Consider the following 18,819-nt stretch of genomic DNA (forward strand, 5'->3'; position numbering starts at 1 on the left):
ATCGGCACGATCGGTTACGGGGGTGACTGCGGCGCCGGATGGGACGACTGATGCGACCGGTGCATGATGGATACATGGATCTTCGAGTCTTCACAGAACCGCAGCAAGGGGCGACCTACGAGACGCTGCTCCGCGTCGCCAAGGCCGCCGAAGACCTCCACTACGGAGCCTTCTTCCGCTCCGACCACTACTTGCACATGGGGTCCGGCGACGGGCTCCCCGGGCCCACCGACGCGTGGATCACGCTGGCCGCCCTCGCGCGCGAGACGGACCGGATCCGGCTCGGCACCCTGATGACGGCCGGCACCTTCCGCCTCCCCGGCGTCCTCGCCATCCAGGTGGCGCAGGTCGACCAGATGTCGGGCGGGCGGGTGGAGTTCGGACTCGGCTCCGGCTGGTACGAGGCCGAGCACGAGGCGTACGGGATTCCGTTCCCCAAGGAGAAGTTCGGCCGGCTGGAGGAACAACTCGCCGTCGTCACAGGCCTGTGGAACACGCCGGTCGGTGAACGGTTCACCTACGAGGGGAAGTTCTACCAGCTCAAGGACTCCCCCGCGTTGCCGAAGCCCGCGCAGTCGAAGGTGCCGGTCCTGATCGGCGGCCACGGGGCCAAGCGGACGCCGGCCCTGGCGGCGCGGTACGCCGACGAGTTCAACATGCCCTTCGCCTCCCTCGCGGACACCGAGCGGCAGTTCCAGCGGGTGCGGGCGGCGGCCGAGGAGGCCGGGCGCGAGGGGGACGACCTGGTGTACTCCAACGCGCTCGTCGCCTGCGTCGGCAGGACCGACTTGGAGGTGAAGCGTCGGGCGGACGCGATCGGGCGTGACGTGGAGGAGCTGAAGGCGAACGGTCTCGCGGGGTCGCCCGCGGAGGTCGTCGAGAGCATCGCCCGGTTCCAGGGCGTCGGCGCGCAGCGGATGTATCTCCAGATGCTCGACCTCGACGACCTGGATCACCTGGAGCTGATCGCGTCCGAGGTGATGCCGCAGGTGGGTTGAGGGTTCGGAACGGCCGCGTCCTGCCGGGCGGCGGGGCGAAAACCTACCCCGCCGCCCACTTCCGTTCCACCACCCCCTGATCCCGGTCGGCCAGCCGTCTCAGCATCTCCAGGACCCGGTCCCGGGACTCGTCCGCCGCGTCGATCGCCTCCATGCACTGCCAGTACGTCCCCTGTTCGTCCGCCGCGCAGGCCACACCGACGAGGGCGATGCCCACCTCGGCGAGAAGCCCCCCGAGACAGAGCAGCGCCTCGCGGGCGTCACCCACCTCGGTGAGCCGGGCAGCGCGTAGATCGGCTAGGTCGCGCGGTGCCGCGTCGAGGACACCGCACCCCCGCCCCGCCAGCTCGGTCAGCCCGAGAGCCTCGCCCCGCAGTTCGGGTGGCCCCGAGACGGCGAAGCGACTGCCTATGGCCTGGGCGAGGGCGTGGGCCTGCCACGCCTCCGCCACCACCTCGTCCGTGTCCCCGGTCCCCGCCAGGGCACGTCTGCTCGCCACGATGAGCCGCACCGCTTCCATGCGCTGCCCCCGTCTGTCCCGACGCGCTCGTCGCACGTCCGCCCGAACTCCGTTGTCCACTACCCAGAGTGAGTTCTAGCGCGACGAAAAGCCAGAGGAAGCCCGAAATCTGTGGACAGAGAATCGAATGTAGACAACTCAACGACTCCGGAGAGTGACAGAGAGATGTGGCGCTTGCCCCAGGAGCCGTCCCTTGGAGGTGTCACACCCGCACCGGGCCCCGCCAGGGCACTCCGTTACGGTCCCCCGGGCGCCGGAAACCTCCGCTCGTTCCGGTCGATCTTCGCGTCGAGCGCCGCCAGCGCGTCGATGCCGAGGACCTCGCACAGTTGCAGGAGATAGGCCAGGACGTCCGCCACCTCGTCCGTGACGCGGTGCGCGGTGTCCGCCTCGTCCATGACCCGCGCCGACTCCTCGGGGGTCAACCACTGGAAGATCTCGACGAGTTCGGACGCCTCCACGCTCAGCGCGGCGACCAGGTTCTTCGGGGTGTGGAACGGCTGCCAGTTCCGCGCGGCCGCGAACGCGGCCAGCCGGTGCTGCAGCTTCGGCACGTCCAGCCCACCGGCACCAGCACCCGTACCGGCCCCCGCCCCGACGCCCGCACCCGCACCCGCACCCGGATTCTCGCTTCCGCTCTCGCTCTCGCTCACGGCGTCAGGTCTACCACCGTGACGCCCTCCACCCCGTCCAGCCCGTCGTCCCCGCACACCCGGACGGCATCGCTCACCGCACCCACCAGCCGGATGTGCCCCCGCTCGCACATCCGCGCCGCCAGCCGGACCAGTTCACCGGCCTGCCGGACGTCCAGCCCCCGGTCGAGACCGTCGGCCAGCACGGTCAGCGTCTGCAGCGCGGCCGGGACCTCGCCCACCAGGTCGACCTCCAGCACCCCGGGGCCGGTGAGCAGCACCAGGGCCAGTGCCAGATACCTCAACTCGCCGTCCCCGAGCAGCCCGAGGTGCGTTCGGACGCCGTCGCCGCGGTCGAGGAGCGCGCGGACCGTCCCGTCGCCGAGGGGCTCGGCCAGGACGTCCGCGACGGGGCCCGCACATCCGGCGCGGACCGCCGCGACCAGGTGCGCGTACCGGTGGCCGCACTCCGAGCGGGTCCGCCACAGGACGTCGGCGAGGTTGTCGCAGCCCCGGAGCAGCCGGCCCGCGCCGAGCGGGGTGGCGGCCCGCATCCGCCCCGGGCTCGGGTCGCAGGCGTACACGGAGCGCAGGGCGACGACCATCTGCTCGGCGGCGGCGAGGACTTGGCGCTCGCCCTCCGTCCGGCCCGCGAGGCGCAGCGGCAGCAGGGCGGTGCCGAGGCGGTCGTCGGGGAGCGGACCCCGGGTGACGGCGGACGAGCCCGCCGTGTGCCAGGCCGCCTGGACCACGGGGCGCCCCGGGTCCCGCAGCGCCGTCTCCAGCAGGGTCAGCCCGCCCGCGGAGAGCCGTTCGCCGACGACGCGCAGTTCGGGCTCGGCCTGTACGGCGACATCGAGCCGTACGGGTCCTTGCGGGCCGTCGACCGTGCAGCCGATACGGAAGCCGCGGCGCTTCTGGGCGTCGGGCCGGGCCCGCTCGGGCACGCAGGCGACCGGGTCCGGGAACACCTCGCCCAGTTCGGCGCCGCCGCCGAGCCGCGCCAGTGCCTCGTACGCGCGCAGGACAGCGGACTTGCCGCTGCCGCTGGGCCCCGCGAAGAGGGTGAACGGTCCGAGCGGGAACCGGGCGCGCCGGTGCGCCGCGAAGGCCGCGAGCCGCAGCTCGATGACGCCGGGCCGGTCGGGAGGCGGCGCGGCCGGGGCGCCGTACGACTCGGCCTGGGCGTGGTGCGGCTCGGCCTGAGCGGGGTGCGACTCGGCCTGGGCGGGGGGCTCGGCCGCCAGAGATGACAGGGTCATATGTGGACGGTAGGACCCCGCCGTCAGGGGAACCGTTACACCCCGACGACCTTCCTACGATCGAGGGAACCGCGCCCTCCGCATCGCCCCGCTCAGACCCCGGGAACGCCCGCGCCCTCCATCAGCCCCCGCACCTCGGTGCCGGGCGGTGTCAGCAGGAACACGTTCCGGTCGACCCGGTGCATTCCGCTCGCGAGCCCGAAGACCACTCCGGTGCTGAAGTCCAGCACCCGCTTGGCGACCTCGGTCTCGGCGCCCGTCAGGTCCAGCAGGACGGGGATGCCGGACATCAGCGTCTCCGCGACGTCGCGGGCGTCCGCGAACACGTTGACCCGCAGGACCACGAAGCGGCGCCGCGTCTCGGTCGGGGCCTCGGGCATCGCCCGGTGACTCACCGCCGAGGGCCACGCGTCCCGGCCCCGCAGCGGAACGACCTGGGCGAGCCCTTCCCACTGCTCGTCGGTGACGTCGCGGCCTCTCACTGGCCCACCCCGTCCTGGCTCGCACTCATTGTCTGCACCGGGCAATTCTTACGCATGGTCACCCGTTCGGCCCAACAGCGACACGGTCGGCGACTCCACGGGCCCGTCATTTCCGGGGCCTCACACGGCCCTTCGTCCGGCTGTGCAACGCGCGTAACCCCTCGCGATCAAGGGCCGTGACATCGACGTAACGGGCAATTCGTACGCTCGGCCGCATCGGGTACCGGCGCGAGACGCGTCACGAGTGACATCGCGTCCGGTGAGAGACGAGAGGGGCCGTCCGTGACCGCACAGGGTCCGCAGACCGACACCGCGCGGGTGCGGACCGTCTGCTCGTACTGCGGTGTCGGCTGTGGTCTGGTCCTCGACATCGGCGCGGGTCGCGACGGACGGCGTACGGTCCTGAAGGCGTCCGGCGACAAGGCGCACCCCGCGAACTCGGGCCGGCTGTGCACCAAGGGCGCGACGACGGCCGACATGCTCGCCGCACCCGGCCGGCTGACCACGGCGCTGCGACGGGCGGGACGCGGCGAGGAGGCGAAGCCCGTGTCCGTCGACGCGGCGCTCGCCGAGACGGCCGGGCGGCTGCGCGCGATCATCGACGAGCACGGCCCGGACGCCGTCGCGTTCTACGTCTCCGGGCAGATGAGCCTGGAGGCGCAGTACCTGGCGAACAAGCTGGCCAAGGGCTTCGTAGGGACGAACCAGATCGAGTCGAACTCCCGGCTGTGCATGGCGAGCGCGGGCGCCGGATACAAACTGTCCCTCGGCGCCGACGGACCTCCGGGCTCGTACGACGATCTCGACCACGCCGACGTCTTCCTGATCATCGGCTCGAACATGGCCGACTGTCATCCCGTCCTCTTCCTGCGGCTCATGGAGCGCGTCAAGGCGGGCGCCCGGCTGATCGTCGTCGATCCGCGCCGTACCGCGACCGCGGCGAAGGCCGATCTGTTCCTGCCGATCCGTCCGGGCACCGACCTCGCGCTGCTCAACGGTCTGCTGTACCTGCTGCACGAGGGCGGGCACACGGACGCCGCGTTCATCGCCCGGCACACCGAGGGCTGGGAGGAGATGCCCGCGTTCCTCGCCGCCTACCCGCCCGCCGTGGTCGCCGGGATCACCGGCATCCCCGAGGAGGACATCCGGACGGCGGCGCGGCTGATCGGCGAGGCCGGCGAGTGGACGAGCTGCTGGACGATGGGGCTCAACCAGTCCACGCACGGCACCTGGAACACCAACGCCCTGGTCAACCTGCACCTCGCGACGGGTGCCATCTGCCGTCCGGGCAGCGGGCCGTTCTCCCTCACCGGGCAGCCCAACGCCATGGGCGGCCGCGAGATGGGATACATGGGACCGGGGCTGCCCGGGCAGCGGTCGGTGCTGGTGGACGACGAGCGGGCCTTCGTCGAAAAGCTGTGGGGGCTGCCGGAGGGCACCCTCCGCAAGGACGGCGTGGGGCGCGGCACCGTCGACATGTTCCGGAGGATGGCCGACGGTGACATCAGGGCGTGCTGGATCATCTGCACCAACCCGGTCGCCTCCGTCGCCAACCGCCGCACGGTCGTCGAGGCGCTGGAAGCCGCCGAATTCGTCGTCACCCAGGACGTGTTCGCCGAGACGGAGACCAACGCGTACGCCGATGTCGTCCTGCCCGGCGCGCTGTGGACGGAGACGGAGGGCGTCCTCGTCAACAGCGAGCGCACGCTCACCCTGGCCCGGCCGGCCGTCGACCCGCCCGGCGAGGCGATGGCGGACTGGCGCGTCATCGCGGCCGTCGCCCGCGCGATGGGCTACGAGGAGGGGTTCTCGTACGAGAGCGCCGAGCAGGTCTTCGAGGAGATCAAGCGGGCCTGGAACCCGAGGACCGGGTGGGATCTGCGGGGTGCGTCGTACGAGCGGCTGCGGGGCGGCCCCGTGCAGTGGCCCGTCGCCGAGGCGGACGGGCCCCGGCGCAATCCGATCCGGTACCGGCAGGGTGCGGAGCTGTCGTTCCCCACCGCGAGCGGTCGGGCGGTGTTCCACGCACGGCCGCATCTGCCGCCCGCCGAGATGCCGGACGACGACTTTCCGTTCGTGCTCAACACCGGGCGGCTGCCGCACCAGTGGCACACGCTGACCAAGACCGGGAGGGTGGCGAGGCTCAACAGGCTGAATCCCGGCCCGTTCGTGGAACTGCACCCGTGGGACGCGGAGTCACTCGGGATCGGGGAGGGCGACTCGGTGGAGGTCGCCTCCCGGCGAGGACGGGCGGTGCTCCCGGCGGTGGTGACGGACCGGGTGCTGCCGGGGTGCGTGTTCGCGCCCTTCCACTGGAACGACCTGTTCGGGGAGTACCTGAGCATCAACGCGGTGACCGGTGACGCGGTGGATCCGGTGTCGTTCCAGCCGGAGTTCAAGGTGTGCGCGGTGTCGCTGACGCGGACGCGTGGCGCGGCCGCCGTGGAGCGGGGGGATCTCGCCGTGGAGCCCGCGGATTCCGTCGCGGACGGGGATGCTGTCGCGCACGCGAGTCCCGCCGTCGCTCCCCCAGGGGTCCTTCCCCGGGACGTGTCCCCGCGCGGCTTCGGTCTGGAGCCTTCGCCGCCGCCCGTCCTGTCCTCCTCCGAACGCCGATATCTCACCGGCTTCCTGGCCGGGCTCGGCACCGGCCTGCCCGGCGTACCCGTCCTCCCGCCGGACGCTCCCCTCGCCCCCGACCACGCGCTCTGGGTCAACGGCGCGCTCGCCGGGATGTACTCCCGCTCCGCACCCACGGCCGTCCCCACGCCCACATCCACATCCACGCCAGTACCGGCATGGGCATCCGCTCCACCACCGGCTACGACATCGGTATCGACCTCGGCGGCCCGCGAAGTCGTGGTGCTGTGGGCCTCGCAGACCGGGAACGCGGAGGAGTGCGCGGCGTCCGCCGCCGAGCGGCTCGGCGCGGAGGGCCACCGGGCACGGCTGGTCGGGATGGACGAGGCGGACGCCGGTTCCCTCACCCGCGGCGCCGATCTGCTCTTCGTCACCAGCACGTTCGGGGACGGCGACGCACCGGACAACGGTTCCGGCCTGTGGGACACCCTGTCCGGGCGGGATGCCCCGCGCCTGGACGGGGTGCGCTACGCCGTGCTGGCGCTCGGCGACTCCTCGTACAGCGACTTCTGCGGGCACGGCCGTCGACTGGACGCGCGGCTGGACGAGTTGGGCGCCGTACGGCTCACTCCCCGCACGGACTGCGAACCGGAGTACGCGCCGTCCGCGGACGGCTGGCTGGAGCGGATCCTCACCGCGCTCGGCACGAGGGCGGAACCCGGCCCCGGCGCGGGAGCCGTACCTCCGTTCGACACAGGTCCCATGCCCGTGCCCGTGCCCGGCGAGGACGCGGAGTCACCGAAGGCGTCCCGGGCGACCCGGACGACCCGCTCGGGGCTGGCCACCGGCACCGCCCTCCTCACCGGCAACCGGCTGCTCAGCCTGCCCGGCGCCGGAAAGGAAGTCCGCCGGTTCACCTTCGACACCCGGGAGAGCGAGAGCCCGCTGACCTACGAGGCCGGGGACGCGCTCGGCGTACGACCCGTCAACTCCGCCCGCCTCGTGGCCGAGTGGCTGGAGGTCACCGGAGCGCACGGGCCGACTCCGGTCGAGATCGCGGGCGTCGGCGAGGTGCCCTTCGAGGAAGCACTCCTGCGGCATCTGGACATCACCCGGATCACCTCGGACCTGCTGCGCTTCGTCGGCGAACGAGCCGGGGACGGCCGGGAGTTGAGGAAACTCCTACGTCCGGACAACAACGGCGAGCTGGCCCGGTGGTCGTGGGGACGGCAGTCCGTGGACGTGGTGTCCGATCATCCGGTGCGCGCCTCGGCACGCGAGTGGGCCGGGGTGTTCAGCCGGCTGCGGCCCCGGCTGTACTCGATCTCGTCCAGTCCGCTCGTCGATCCGCACCTGGTCGCCCTGACTGTCTCCGTCGTGCGCTACGAGAATCCGGGCGGCCGGCCGCGCGGCGGGGTGTGCTCACCCTTCCTGGCCGACGCCGGGCCGGATGCGCGCGTGCCGGTCTTCGTCCAGCGGTCGCCGCACTTCAGACCCCCGGCGGACGCGACGACCCCGATGGTGATGGTGGGACCCGGCACCGGAGTCGCGCCGTTCGTGGGCTTCCTCGAGGAGCGGCGAGCGCTCGGACACCGTGCGCCGAACTGGCTGTTCTTCGGCGAGCAGCACCGCGCCACCGACTTCTACTACGAGCGGGAACTGACGGCGCTGCTCGACGACGGCACGCTCAGCCGCCTCGACACGGCGTTCTCGCGTGACCAGCGCGCCAAGGTCTATGTGCAGGACCGGATGCGCGAACACGGGCCCGAGCTCTGGCACTGGCTCCAGGGCGGCGCCCGCTTCTACGTGTGCGGGGACGCCTCACGGATGGCCAAGGACGTCGACCGGGCGCTGCGGGACATCGCCGTCACGCACGGCGGCCTGGGCGAGGCGGAGGCCGCCGCCCACGTCAGACAACTCGCGGCGGACAAGCGGTACGTACGGGACGTGTACTGACGGGGCGGACTCTTCCCGGCATGCGGGTATGAGGGATACCAATCATCACACAAGGACACATACCGATACACGCGGATACACACAAATATACACAGACGCACATGGGTACACGCGATACAGACGAATACACACTCATATGAACGGTTACGGCGGATGTAGCGGATAGGCAAACAAGACAAATAGAGCGACCACCGGAAATGCGTCTACACCGCATGGGAGACACGGGCCGCGGCGTCCACTCCACGCGGCGCGCGGCGCACATAATTGTCGAAAACCGACTATCCGGACCGCAATCGAGGCGCACCCATGAGCCTGAGCATCCGTAACCAGCTCCCCGGCACCGTCACCTCCGTCACGTCGGACGAGGTGATGGCGACGGTCAGGCTCCGTCTCGACGGCGGGCAGGACATGACCGCGGCCGTCACCGCGGAGGCCGTGGAGGAGCTGGGCCTCACCCAGGGCTCCGTGGTCCGCGCCCTGGTCAAGTCGACGGAGGTGTCCCTGGCCACGGGCCCGGTCGAGGGGGTGAGCATCCGCAACCAGCTCCCCGGCACGGTCACCGACGTCGCCACCGGCGGTGCGATGGCCCGCGTCAGGCTCGCGGTCGCGGGGGCCGAACTGACCTCCGCGATCACCACAGACGCGGCCACCGAACTGGGCCTGGCAGCAGGCTCCTCGGTCGTGGCGCTCATCAAGTCCACCGAGGTCTCCCTCTCCCACGCATGAGCCGCCTATGCGCTTCTTACCGCCCTCACACCGGACTCTTCACGTCCGCCGACACGGCCCTCAACTGCGGGAATTACCGTCCGAACCTGTGTACTTGGCAGACATGAGGCCGTCGACCATCCGCCTACGGGCCCGTACCGAGGCGCCTTCGGAAGAGGCGCCCGCGCAGTGGCACCGCGTGCTGACGCTGCTCGCCGACATCGGTCTCTTCATCGGCACCCGCCCGATGTGGACGGCGGCGGCGAGCCATCGGCTCCTCGTCGCCGCGGTCATCTCGGTCTGCTACGCCTCGATCCTGGTGACCGGCGTACTGACCCTGATCGCGCGCCGCTCCCGTACGCTGGCCCGCCTCGACCTCGTCGTCCTGGTGACGGCGGTGACGCTCGCCGCGTGCGGGTACGCCATGTACCACGGGGGCGGTGACGAGTCGTTCCTCACCACGCAGGCCGCGCGCGAGTTCGTCGCCGGTCATCATGTCTACGGGCAGCCGTGGCCGTGGCTCTTCTCCCAGCACGGCGTCGCCCTCACCCCGACGATGACCGGCGGCTACGACTTCACGTACGGCTATCCGCCGCTGCCCCTGCTGCTCACCGCGCCCCTGCTGTGGGTCGGGCACGGGGCGGCTCCGGCGGTCCTGGTCAGTACGGTGGCCCTGATCGTGGCCACGGTCGTGATGTGGCGGATGCTGCCCGTGCAGTGGCGGTCCGCGGCCACGCTGGTCTGTCTCGGTCTCGGTCTGCTGCCGGCGTACGCCCGGCTCGGCTACCCGGCGATCGTCGCCGTCGCCTTCCTCGTCCCGGTGGTGGTGGGCTGGACCCGCATGGGATACGGCGGCCGGGCGGACTGGGCGCGGGCGGCGTGTCTGGGCGCGGCCTGCGCCTCCCAGCAGTTGCCGTGGTTCCTCACGCCGTTCCTGCTGGCCGGCGTCTACGCCCTGCGCCGTGCCGATCTCGGCCCGCGGGGAGCTCTGACGGCCGTGGGCAGGATCGTCGGCGTGGCCGCCACGACCTGGCTGCTGATCAACGCGTACTTCATCGTGAGCGAGCCGCGTACCTGGTTCGACGGGATCGTGCTGCCCCTCACCCAGAAGGCGAACATCCACGGCCAGGGCCTGGTCGGCGTCTCGCTCTACTTCACCGACGGAAGCGGCAGGCTGGCCTGGTACTCGCACGCGAGTCTGCTCCTGGCCGCGGGGCTGCTGGGGCTCTTCGTGCTCTTCGTACGACGGCTCGGGCCCGCGGCGACGGTGCTGCCCTGGTGCGCGTTCTACGTGGCGACGCGTTCCCAGGACGGCTACTACCTGATGATGACGCCGCTGTGGCTGGCCGCCGCCGTCACCGCGCCCCCGCAGGCCTTCGCCGCCGCCTGGCAGCCCCGGCCGGCCCTGCTCCGCGGCCCTCGCCGGCAGGGGGCGCGCATCGCCGCGGCCGGGCTCCTGCTGGCCCCCGCCCTGGTGGCGACGGCTCTGGCCGTGACGGGCTCGCCGCCCCTGCGGATGGAGCTCGTCGGCGCGCGCCGGGCCACGAAGGCCGTGACGGCGCTCACCGTCCGTGTCACCAACCTCGGCGACACGGCCCTCAGTCCGCACTTCACCCTCACCACCGGCCAGGGCATGGGCCGCTACTGGTCCATCGCCTCCGGCCCTGCCACCCTCGGCCGGCACGCGTCGGCCCGCTACGAGATCCTGCCGCCCGACGGCAGGTTCACCCTCCCCGGCACCGGAGTACGTATCCGCCTGCGGGCGGTCTCCGCCTCCCCCATGACCCTGTCCAGCACGGACATCCGGCTGACGCCCACCGGCTAGTGCCTCGGCAGGTCCGTCCGACCGCACAAGCCCCCAGGAGAACGAGAACCGCCCCCTCCTTCCCACGCGTCCCGCCCTATGGTGCGATCAGTCACCGAAGACCTGCGATCAGTCACCCAGGACCCGGGAGGAACCGTGCGGCAGCCCAACACGGCGCTGGCGGAGCGCATCGCCGAGCGGAGGAGGGGAGGTGAAGACCCCCGTGCGCTGGTCGGCGAGATGCGGCGCTCGGTCCTCCTGGTGCCGGTGACCGACGGAGGCCTCTGGTCGGTGCGTTCGGGCGGGGTGCGGTGGATCTGCGGGTTCACCGACGAGATCGCGCTGGCCAGGTTCGCGCTGCGCCACGCGGCCGGTGACCAGCCCATGGACTACGCGGCGTTGCTGGGCGCGCGCATCGTCGACGAGATCGTGCCCACGCTCGGCGAACCCGCGGGTCTCGCCGTCGACATCGCCACCGAGGACGGGTCGATGTTCTTCCCGCCGGTCGTCGGCATCGTGGCGGACGCGGCCGCCGTCGACGCGGGTGCGGGCACGAGGGGGGCAGAGGCATGAGCGGCGACGACGCGGACCTGCATCTCGACCAGACGTCGGTCGCCAAGTTCACCCAGGGCATGGGGGCGACGATCGACCAGCTCGGTGAACTCGGCGGCCCCACCGGCGCGGTGCTGGGAAAGGGCTTCTCGGGGCTGGCGATGACCGGGATGGAGGCGGGGCACCACGGGCTCTCGGTCGACTTCGAGGACTTCTGCGAGCGCTGGGAATGGGGTGTGCGCGCCCTGGTGCGGGACGCGAGCGCGATCGCGAACCGTCTCGGCCTGGCGGCGGGCACCGTGTGGGAGGAGGACCAGTACGTCGGGAACTCCCTCAAGGTGGGCGCCAACTCCCTGTTCGGCGGGAACCCGCACGCGAGCGAGGAGGACATCGCCAAGCAGGACTGGGGCGACATCTTCACCCCGGACTACCTGAACCCGGACTGGAGCGCCGAGTCGTTCGACAAGGCCGGTGACGACATGGCGCAGACCTGGAAGGACACCGGCCGCACCGTGCTCACCGAGGGCCAGGGCGGCCGGCAGTCGGAGGTTCTCAACCACGCGTTGGGCGTCTCCGACGACCAGTGGAACCAGGCGCTGGACGACACCTTCGGCCCTTCGCCGGACGAACGCGCCCAGCAGGAACAGCCGCCGCAGGGTGAGTCCGGGGGGAACTGATCGTGGGCATAGGCGACTTCATCAGTGACATCACGCCCGACTCGGTCGAGAACGCGGTCGAGGACGGTGTCGAGTGGGCGGGCAACCGGGTCGAGGACGCGGGAAACTGGACCGCCGACCGGCTGGACGACGTCGGCTGGGAGTCCGGCGCGGACTGGGTACGCGAGCAGTCCCGTTCGGTCGCCAACCGGATGGGCGCCGAGGTCGACGAGATGGACCTCGGGCAGACCGAGGACAAGACCAAGCTGATCTACGGCAGTCCGGGAAAGATCAACTCCACGGCCGAGAAGCTCCGCGCCTTCGAGTCGTCCTTCGACGGCACCGGCGACGGTCTCCGGGGCCTCGACTCGTCCCGGCTCAAGGGGGAGACGGCCGAAGCGCTGCGCACCGCCGTGGCGACCCAGCCGCGCAGGTGGTACGCCGCCGGCGAAGCCTGTGTGAAGGCGATCGGCGCGCTCGACGCGTTCGCCGGCACCGTCACCTGGGCGCAGGGACAGGCCCAGGCGGCGATCGACAAGTGGAAGGAGGGCGTCAAGGCGTCCGAGGACGCGGCCGACGCCCACCGGAAGAAGGTCGACGACTACAACGGCGCCGTCGACCGCTACAACGCCCAGCCCGCGGACAAGCGCGACCCGGCCTCGCTCCCGCCCAGGCCGGCGACGACGTTCGACGACCCCGGCAAGAAGCTCATGACGGACGCCCAGGACATCCTCGCCGAGGCCCGCAAGCAGCGGAACTCGGCGGCGGAGACCGCGCGTTCGGCGGTCCGCGCCGCCCGCGACATGGCCCCGCAGAAGCCGTCCTACGCCCAGCAGGCGAGCGACGGGCTCCAAGAGCTGCAGATCATGAGCGACCACGTCGGCGGCGGTCTCGTCAAGGGCACGGCGGGGCTGCTGAACTTCGTCCGCAGCGTCGACCCGATGGATCCGTACAACCTCACGCACCCGGCCGAGTACCTCACGTCCCTGAACAGTCTCGCCGCCGGTCTGGTCGTCGCCGCCAACGACCCGGTCGGCACCGGCACCCAGATGGTCAAGGACTTCATGAAGGACCCGGCCGAGGGTTTCGGCCGGCTGATACCCGACATCGTGCTGACCGTGGCCACCGACGGCGGCGGAGCCGCGGTGAAGGGCGCGCGCGTCGCCGAGGACGCCGCGGAGGCCGCGCGGCTGCGCAGGCTGGTCGACGACGCCCCGGACGGGACCCACCACCGGCCGGACGGCGAGCGCCCCACCGACGGCACCGACCCGGTGGACCTCGCCTCGGGCCGGATGTTCCTGCCCCAGACCGACCTCGAGATACCCGGCATCCTGCCGCTGGTCTTCACCCGCCGCGCCGAGTCCGGCTGCGCGACCGGCCGCTTCCTGGGTGCCGCCTGGTCGTCCACCGTCGACGAGCGCCTCGAGGTCGACGCGATCGGTGTCCTCCACGTCACCGCCGACGGGCTGCTCGTCCCGTACCCGCATCCGGTCCCCGGCCTGCCCACCCGGCCGCGTTCGGGCCGCTTCCGTACGCTCCTGTCCCGCGACGCCGACGGCGACTACACGATCGCCGCCCCCGACGCCGGTCCGACCCGGCACTTCAGCGCCCCGCCCGGCGGTGAGCCGGGCGGCGACGGTACGGCCTGGCTGTCCGGCATCACCGAACGGGGCGGCCACACCGTCACGGTGGACCGCGCCGAGGACGGCCTGCCGCTGGCCCTCGTCCACTCGGCGGGCCACCAGCTGCGGCTGTCCGCCGCCGACGGGCGGGTCACCGCCCTGTCCCTGGCCGGCGCGGGCGAGAACGGCGCGGACCTGCCAGTGCTGGGCTACGGCTACGAGGACGGCAACCTCACCACTGTCACCAGGCCTTCCGGCGCCGTCACCACGTTCCTCTACGACGACCGCCGCCGCGTCATCGCCTGGACCGACTCCAACGGCCACCGCTACGACTACGTCTACGACGACCACGACCGCGTCGTCGCCGAGGGCGGCGAGGCCGGCCACGTCCAGATCACCCTGGCCTACACCGGACCGGACGCCGCGACCGGACACCGGACGACCGTGCTGACCACCGCCGACGGCCGGGCCACCCGCCACCTGATCGGCCCCGGCTGCCGCGTCCTGGCCACCACCGACGCGCTCGGCCGCACGACCCGGTTCCGCTACAGCGCCGGCGGTGAACTGCTGTCCCGCACCGACCCGTTGGGCGTCACCACCGCCTTCGGGTACGACGAGGACGGCCGGCCGGTCTCCGTCACCCGGCCGGACGGCACCGAACTGCGCCTCGTACGCGGCCCGTTCGGGCTACCGGTGGAGGTCGTCGGACCGGACGGCGCCCGCACTGCCCACACCTACGACGAACTCGGCAACCGCACGTCGCTCACCGATCCGGCCGGACACACCACCCGCATGTCCTACGACGGCGCCGGACGACTCACCGCGGTCACCGACACCCTCGGGAACACGACGCGCGTCACGTGCGACGCGGCGGGACGGACCGTGGCGGTGACCGATCCGTCCGGCGCCACCACCCGCACCGAGCGGGACGGGCTCGGCCGCCCGGTCCGTACGACCGACCGAACGGGTGGCGTCACCCGCCTTGAGTGGAACGCGGACGGCCGGCTCGCCCGCCGCACCGGCCCGGACGGTGCGAGCGAGTCATGGACCTACGACGGCGAGGGCAACTGCACGGCCCACACCGACGCCGTCGGAGCCGACACACGCTACGAATACACCCACTTCGACCTTCCGCTCGCCACCACCCGTCCCGACGGCGGCCGTTACGAGTTCGAGCACGACGCCGACCTCCGCCTCACCCGGGTCACCGGCCCGCGGGGCCCGAGCTGGACGTACGCGTACGACGCGGTCGGCAACATCGTCTCCGAGACCGACTTCGACGGGCGCACCCTGACCTACCGGGTGGACGCCGCCGACCGCCTCACCGCCAGGACCGACGTCCTCGGCGGCACCATCTCCTTCGAGCGCGACCCACTCGGTCAGGTGCTCGCAAAGACCGTCGACGGCCGGGTGACGACCTACGCGTACGACCGGGCGGGCCGCCTCCTTGCGGCGGTGGGACCGGACAGCGAACTGCGGTACCAGTACGACCGCGACGGGCGCGTCAAGACGGAACTGGTGGACGGCCGTCCGATGCTCTACTCCTACGACGCCCAGGGCCGGCGCGTCCGCCGGACCACGCCCACCGGCCATGTCACGTCCTACGCCTACGACTCCGACGGCCTGCCCGCCCGACTGGACACGGGCGGACGGCACATCACCTTCACCCACGACGCCGCCGGCCGCGAACTGGCCCGTGTCTTCGGGGACGCGCTCACCGTGACGTCGGCCTGGGACGAGGGCGGCCGGCTCGCCACGCAGCACTTCACCGCCGGAGCCCGCGCCGTCAACAGCCGTGCGTACGCCTACCGCGCCGACGGACACCTGCTCTCCGTCGCCGACCGGCTCTCCGGGACCCGCACGTTCGACCTGGATCCGATGGGCCGGGTCACCGCCGTCCACGCCCCGGCCTGGACGGAGCGGTACGCGTACGACGACACGGGCAACCAGACGTCCGCCTCCTGGCCCGCCGGCCACCCCGGCGGCGAGTCGGCCGGCCCCCGCTCGTACGACGGCACCCGTGTCACCCGCGCCGGAGACGTCCGCTTCGAGTACGACGCCCTCGGCCGCGTCACCCTGCGCCAGAAGACCCGTCTGTCCCGCAGGCCCGACACCTGGCGCTACGCGTGGGACACGGAGAACCGCCTCACCTCCGTCACCACCCCCGACGGGACCCGGTGGAGGTACCGCTACGACCCGCTGGGCCGTCGTACGGCGAAGCAGCGCCTGGCGGCGGACGGCACGAGCGTGGCCGAGGAGACCCGCTTCACCTGGGACGGCCTGACCCTGTGCGAACAGACCAGTCAGGGACCGGACCGGCCGAACGCGGTGGCCCTCACCTGGGACCACCGCGGCCACATCCCCCTGGCGCAGACCGAGCGCATCCTCACCGCCGACGACCGGCAGCGCGAGATCGACCGCCGCTTCTTCGCCATCGCCACGGACCTCGTCGGCACCCCCACCGAGCTGATCGACGAGTCCGGCGGCATCGCGTGGCGCTCCCGGTCCACGCTGTGGGGTGCCACCGCGTGGGCCCGCGACGGAGTCACGTACACCCCTCTCCGCTTCCCCGGCCAGTACTACGACGCCGAGACCGGCCTCCACTACAACCTCTTCCGGCACTACGACCCGCAGACCGGGCGCTACACCTCCCCGGACCCCCTCGGCCTCGCTCCCGCGCCGAACCCCGTCGGCTACGTGGACAACCCGCTCACGGGGTGCGACCCGCTGGGGCTGATGCCGAACTACACGAAAGAGGAAAGGGCCAAAAAACGGGTCGACAAGATCGTGGACAACGTCATCGAGAGGGCACAGGACGGCGGGTTCAAGAAGCACAACGACTACCACGGGGCCTCCATGCACGGTATGAGCGACGAACGGGTTCTGGAGATCCTGAAGAACCCGGACGCGGTGTACCAGTCGACGGGTACGGCCGGAAGGCTCACGTTCCGGCAGGGCGAGGACATCGTCGTGACCGATGGCCCCGGCAACACCCAGGGCCAGGCCATCACGGCGTACGGCCCGTCGGGTGTCAAGGGCGACTCCGGAGCGCAGGCGCTGGGCGGCAGCCCCACCGACCCCGGGCCACCGGTGACGCACGAGGACATCGTGGAGGGCAGAATTCCCGGTAAGGGCGGCAACCTGGCCCCCGCGGTGCGGATCAGATGAGGCAAGGATGACCATGAAACTGTCCTTCGACGGCGGCTGGCACGCCATGGTGACGGACGATCCGCTGCACATCACCCCCCGCTTCGACGGCGACTCTGTACGCGTTGTGCGCTACGCGGATGCGAAGGAACGTGGGCGGTTCGTCCTGGACACCTTCGGCAGCCAGCACCGCCTGTGGGACGCGCCCGACGTCTTCCGCTTCGACCCGGCCGGCCGCCAACTGGTCGGGGTCGAGTTCCAGTTGCCGGAGGACTCCTCCTCGGCCGAGGACGCGGCCCGCCTCCCGCTCACCCCGGCGGTGCGCTCGGGCGGACTGCACGCGGTCGAGGCCGAGAACTTCCGGCACGAGATGTGCGCGGTCCTGTGCCGCGCCCCCGGAGACACCGTACTGACCTCTCTGCGGGACCTCGCCGTCCTCGACGCGCCGTTGGATGCCCGCGTCGGCATCGCCCCCGACGTCGCGCTCCTGGTCCAGCACGGCACCGTCGTCGGCTGGAGCCTCACGGACCCCGCACGCTACCTGACCACGGCGTACACCGACCCCGACCCCACCCCACCGACCGACGCCACCCGCCGCCTGCTCACCGACTGCCTGGACCTGATCACCCAGCCGCTGATCTACGACGTGGAAGACGGCGACCCGACGGCCCTGGCCCGACTCCGGGCGACCGACGAGGCCCTGCGCGCCCAGCGCGAGGACCGTCATCGCGCGGACACCTTGCTCGCGCTCATCTCGAACTTGGTCGAGACCTACGGGGGCGGGTGACGGCGTCAGCGCGGAATGCCAGGGCGCTGTCACGCCTGGCGGCGCTGCGGCTGCGGTACCGGGCCAAGGTCACCTCGTCACTGAAGCACTTTCCGCGCCGTGACGCGCTGGTGGTGTACCTCGGCTCCGACGTCTGGCACGCGGCCGCCGACATCCCCGCGTCCGTCCGGGGCCTGCCCGGACTGGGCGACGCAATATCCCCACCTGGGCCGGAACGGACTGCCGATCATCCAGATCTCGAACAAGGGCCTGCGAGACATGCAGGAGGCCATGGAGACGTTCTTCCACGAGACCTACCACCACCATCGCATGGCCAACTACGGCGACACCGGCACCGAGCAAAAGGCCGATCCCATGATCCGCAAGTACGACCACGATCACCGTGAGGCACTCGGCGCCCAACTGCACCTGCCCCTGAACGAACGGATGTGCCCGCTCTGCGGACACATCGCGCTGCGGAACTACCACCACGAGACATATGGCCGAACCACTCCGTCATGGATCAACTACCTGTGGTGCGGCAATTGCCACGCCTACTCGTCGTCCTTCACAGGCGCCGGCCGCAAGATGGTCGAAAGCGACCCGCTCCTCGACGAATACGGCGACCGGATCGCCGAGGTCTTCCGCGACCCCGGACGCCTGCTCAAGGTCCTCGACGGTTACTGGAAGGCCGGCAGCCTCCCCCAGGTGGTCTCGCGGCGCCCCCGCGGACGCTGACGGGCGAGGCCGACCCGCGCTGAGTGAGTGAGCTTCGAGGCACCGCAACTTCAGTCCTTCCGCGCTGCGGCTCGGTACCTGCCTCAGCGGGCGGCTACAACTCAAAGACGCGGGTCCCCACACGGTCACCGGCTGGGACCGACCATCACGGCCCCACACGGTGACACCTGATGAGTAACCGCAGGTCAGCCATGAAACTTTCCCCTTGATGGTGGACACCCGGCGACTGGGACGTGAGGTTCCAGAGGAAGTAGTGCCAGGTGGGAAGCAAGAGCAACCGCAGCAGGCGGTATACGGGGGAGTTCAAGCGCGCCGGGTCGCGCTGGTCCGGTCCTCCGGCAGGACCGTCACCGAGGTGGCCCGGGAGATCGGGGTCAGCGCGGGGGCCTGCGGAGCTGG

13 protein-coding genes and 1 pseudogene are annotated in these 18,819 nt (G+C 71.6%); 10 read left to right on the forward strand and 4 right to left on the reverse strand.

What is annotated here, in order from left to right:
- Positions 1 to 74 precede the first annotated feature (74 nt).
- On the forward strand, positions 75 to 998 hold the full coding sequence (locus ABZV34_RS26620) for an LLM class F420-dependent oxidoreductase (RefSeq protein ID WP_356281532.1): 924 nt from the start codon (positions 75 to 77) through the stop codon (positions 996 to 998).
- Positions 999 to 1,041: 43 nt separating this feature from the next.
- On the opposite strand, the gene ABZV34_RS26625 is transcribed toward ABZV34_RS26620, so the two are convergent.
- From ABZV34_RS26625 to ABZV34_RS26640, 4 genes are all read right to left on the reverse strand, one after another.
- Positions 1,042 to 1,518, reverse strand: coding sequence for a DUF6099 family protein (locus ABZV34_RS26625; protein WP_356281535.1), 477 nt, complete (start codon positions 1,516 to 1,518; stop codon positions 1,042 to 1,044).
- 236 nt (positions 1,519 to 1,754) lie between these two features.
- On the reverse strand, positions 1,755 to 2,078 hold the full coding sequence (locus ABZV34_RS26630) for a nucleotide pyrophosphohydrolase (RefSeq protein ID WP_356281604.1): 324 nt from the start codon (positions 2,076 to 2,078) through the stop codon (positions 1,755 to 1,757).
- Between the two features lie 89 nt (positions 2,079 to 2,167).
- Positions 2,168 to 3,412, reverse strand: a complete 1,245-nt coding sequence (locus ABZV34_RS26635) for an ATP-binding protein (protein WP_356281538.1) — start codon at positions 3,410 to 3,412, stop codon at positions 2,168 to 2,170.
- Positions 3,413 to 3,504: 92 nt separating this feature from the next.
- On the reverse strand, positions 3,505 to 3,894 hold the full coding sequence (locus tag ABZV34_RS26640; RefSeq protein WP_356281541.1) for a cell division protein SepF: 390 nt from the start codon (positions 3,892 to 3,894) through the stop codon (positions 3,505 to 3,507).
- A gap of 282 nt (positions 3,895 to 4,176) precedes the next feature.
- On the opposite strand from ABZV34_RS26640, the gene ABZV34_RS26645 reads away from it, so the two are divergent.
- From ABZV34_RS26645 to ABZV34_RS26685, 9 genes and pseudogenes are all read left to right on the forward strand, one after another.
- Complete coding sequence (locus tag ABZV34_RS26645; RefSeq protein ID WP_356281544.1) at positions 4,177 to 8,430, forward strand: bifunctional nitrate reductase/sulfite reductase flavoprotein subunit alpha; 4,254 nt, start codon at positions 4,177 to 4,179, stop codon at positions 8,428 to 8,430.
- A gap of 306 nt (positions 8,431 to 8,736) precedes the next feature.
- Positions 8,737 to 9,156, forward strand: a complete 420-nt coding sequence (locus tag ABZV34_RS26650) for a TOBE domain-containing protein (protein WP_356281547.1) — start codon at positions 8,737 to 8,739, stop codon at positions 9,154 to 9,156.
- Positions 9,157 to 9,259: 103 nt separating this feature from the next.
- A complete protein-coding gene (locus tag ABZV34_RS26655; RefSeq protein WP_356281607.1) occupies positions 9,260 to 10,960 on the forward strand; it encodes a hypothetical protein in 1,701 nt (566 codons plus the stop codon).
- Positions 10,961 to 11,095: 135 nt separating this feature from the next.
- Positions 11,096 to 11,512 carry an SseB family protein gene (locus ABZV34_RS26660; protein ID WP_356281549.1) on the forward strand — a complete coding sequence of 139 codons (417 nt, stop codon included), beginning with the start codon at positions 11,096 to 11,098 and terminating at the stop codon, positions 11,510 to 11,512.
- The gene (locus ABZV34_RS26665; protein ID WP_356281552.1) at positions 11,509 to 12,168 is read left to right on the forward strand and encodes a hypothetical protein; all 660 of its coding nucleotides are present in this window, start codon (positions 11,509 to 11,511) and stop codon (positions 12,166 to 12,168) included. The genes ABZV34_RS26660 and ABZV34_RS26665 overlap by 4 nt, the downstream gene beginning before the upstream one ends.
- Before the next feature lie 2 nt (positions 12,169 to 12,170).
- The gene (locus ABZV34_RS26670) at positions 12,171 to 16,937 is read left to right on the forward strand and encodes a putative T7SS-secreted protein (protein WP_356281554.1); all 4,767 of its coding nucleotides are present in this window, start codon (positions 12,171 to 12,173) and stop codon (positions 16,935 to 16,937) included.
- 7 nt (positions 16,938 to 16,944) lie between these two features.
- Entirely contained in the window at positions 16,945 to 17,703 is a 759-nt protein-coding gene (locus ABZV34_RS26675) for a hypothetical protein (RefSeq protein ID WP_356281557.1), read from the forward strand.
- Positions 17,700 to 17,870: pseudogene (locus tag ABZV34_RS26680) on the forward strand (T3SS effector HopA1 family protein); the annotation flags it as partial. The gene ABZV34_RS26675 and the pseudogene ABZV34_RS26680, both read left to right, overlap by 4 nt.
- A gap of 91 nt (positions 17,871 to 17,961) precedes the next feature.
- Complete coding sequence (locus ABZV34_RS26685) at positions 17,962 to 18,420, forward strand: hypothetical protein (RefSeq protein ID WP_356281610.1); 459 nt, start codon at positions 17,962 to 17,964, stop codon at positions 18,418 to 18,420.
- The last annotated feature ends 399 nt before the right edge of the window (positions 18,421 to 18,819 follow it).

Source organism: Streptomyces sp. NPDC005195, from assembly GCF_040608315.1.
In the GTDB taxonomy this organism is placed as follows: domain Bacteria; phylum Actinomycetota; class Actinomycetes; order Streptomycetales; family Streptomycetaceae; genus Streptomyces; species Streptomyces kaempferi.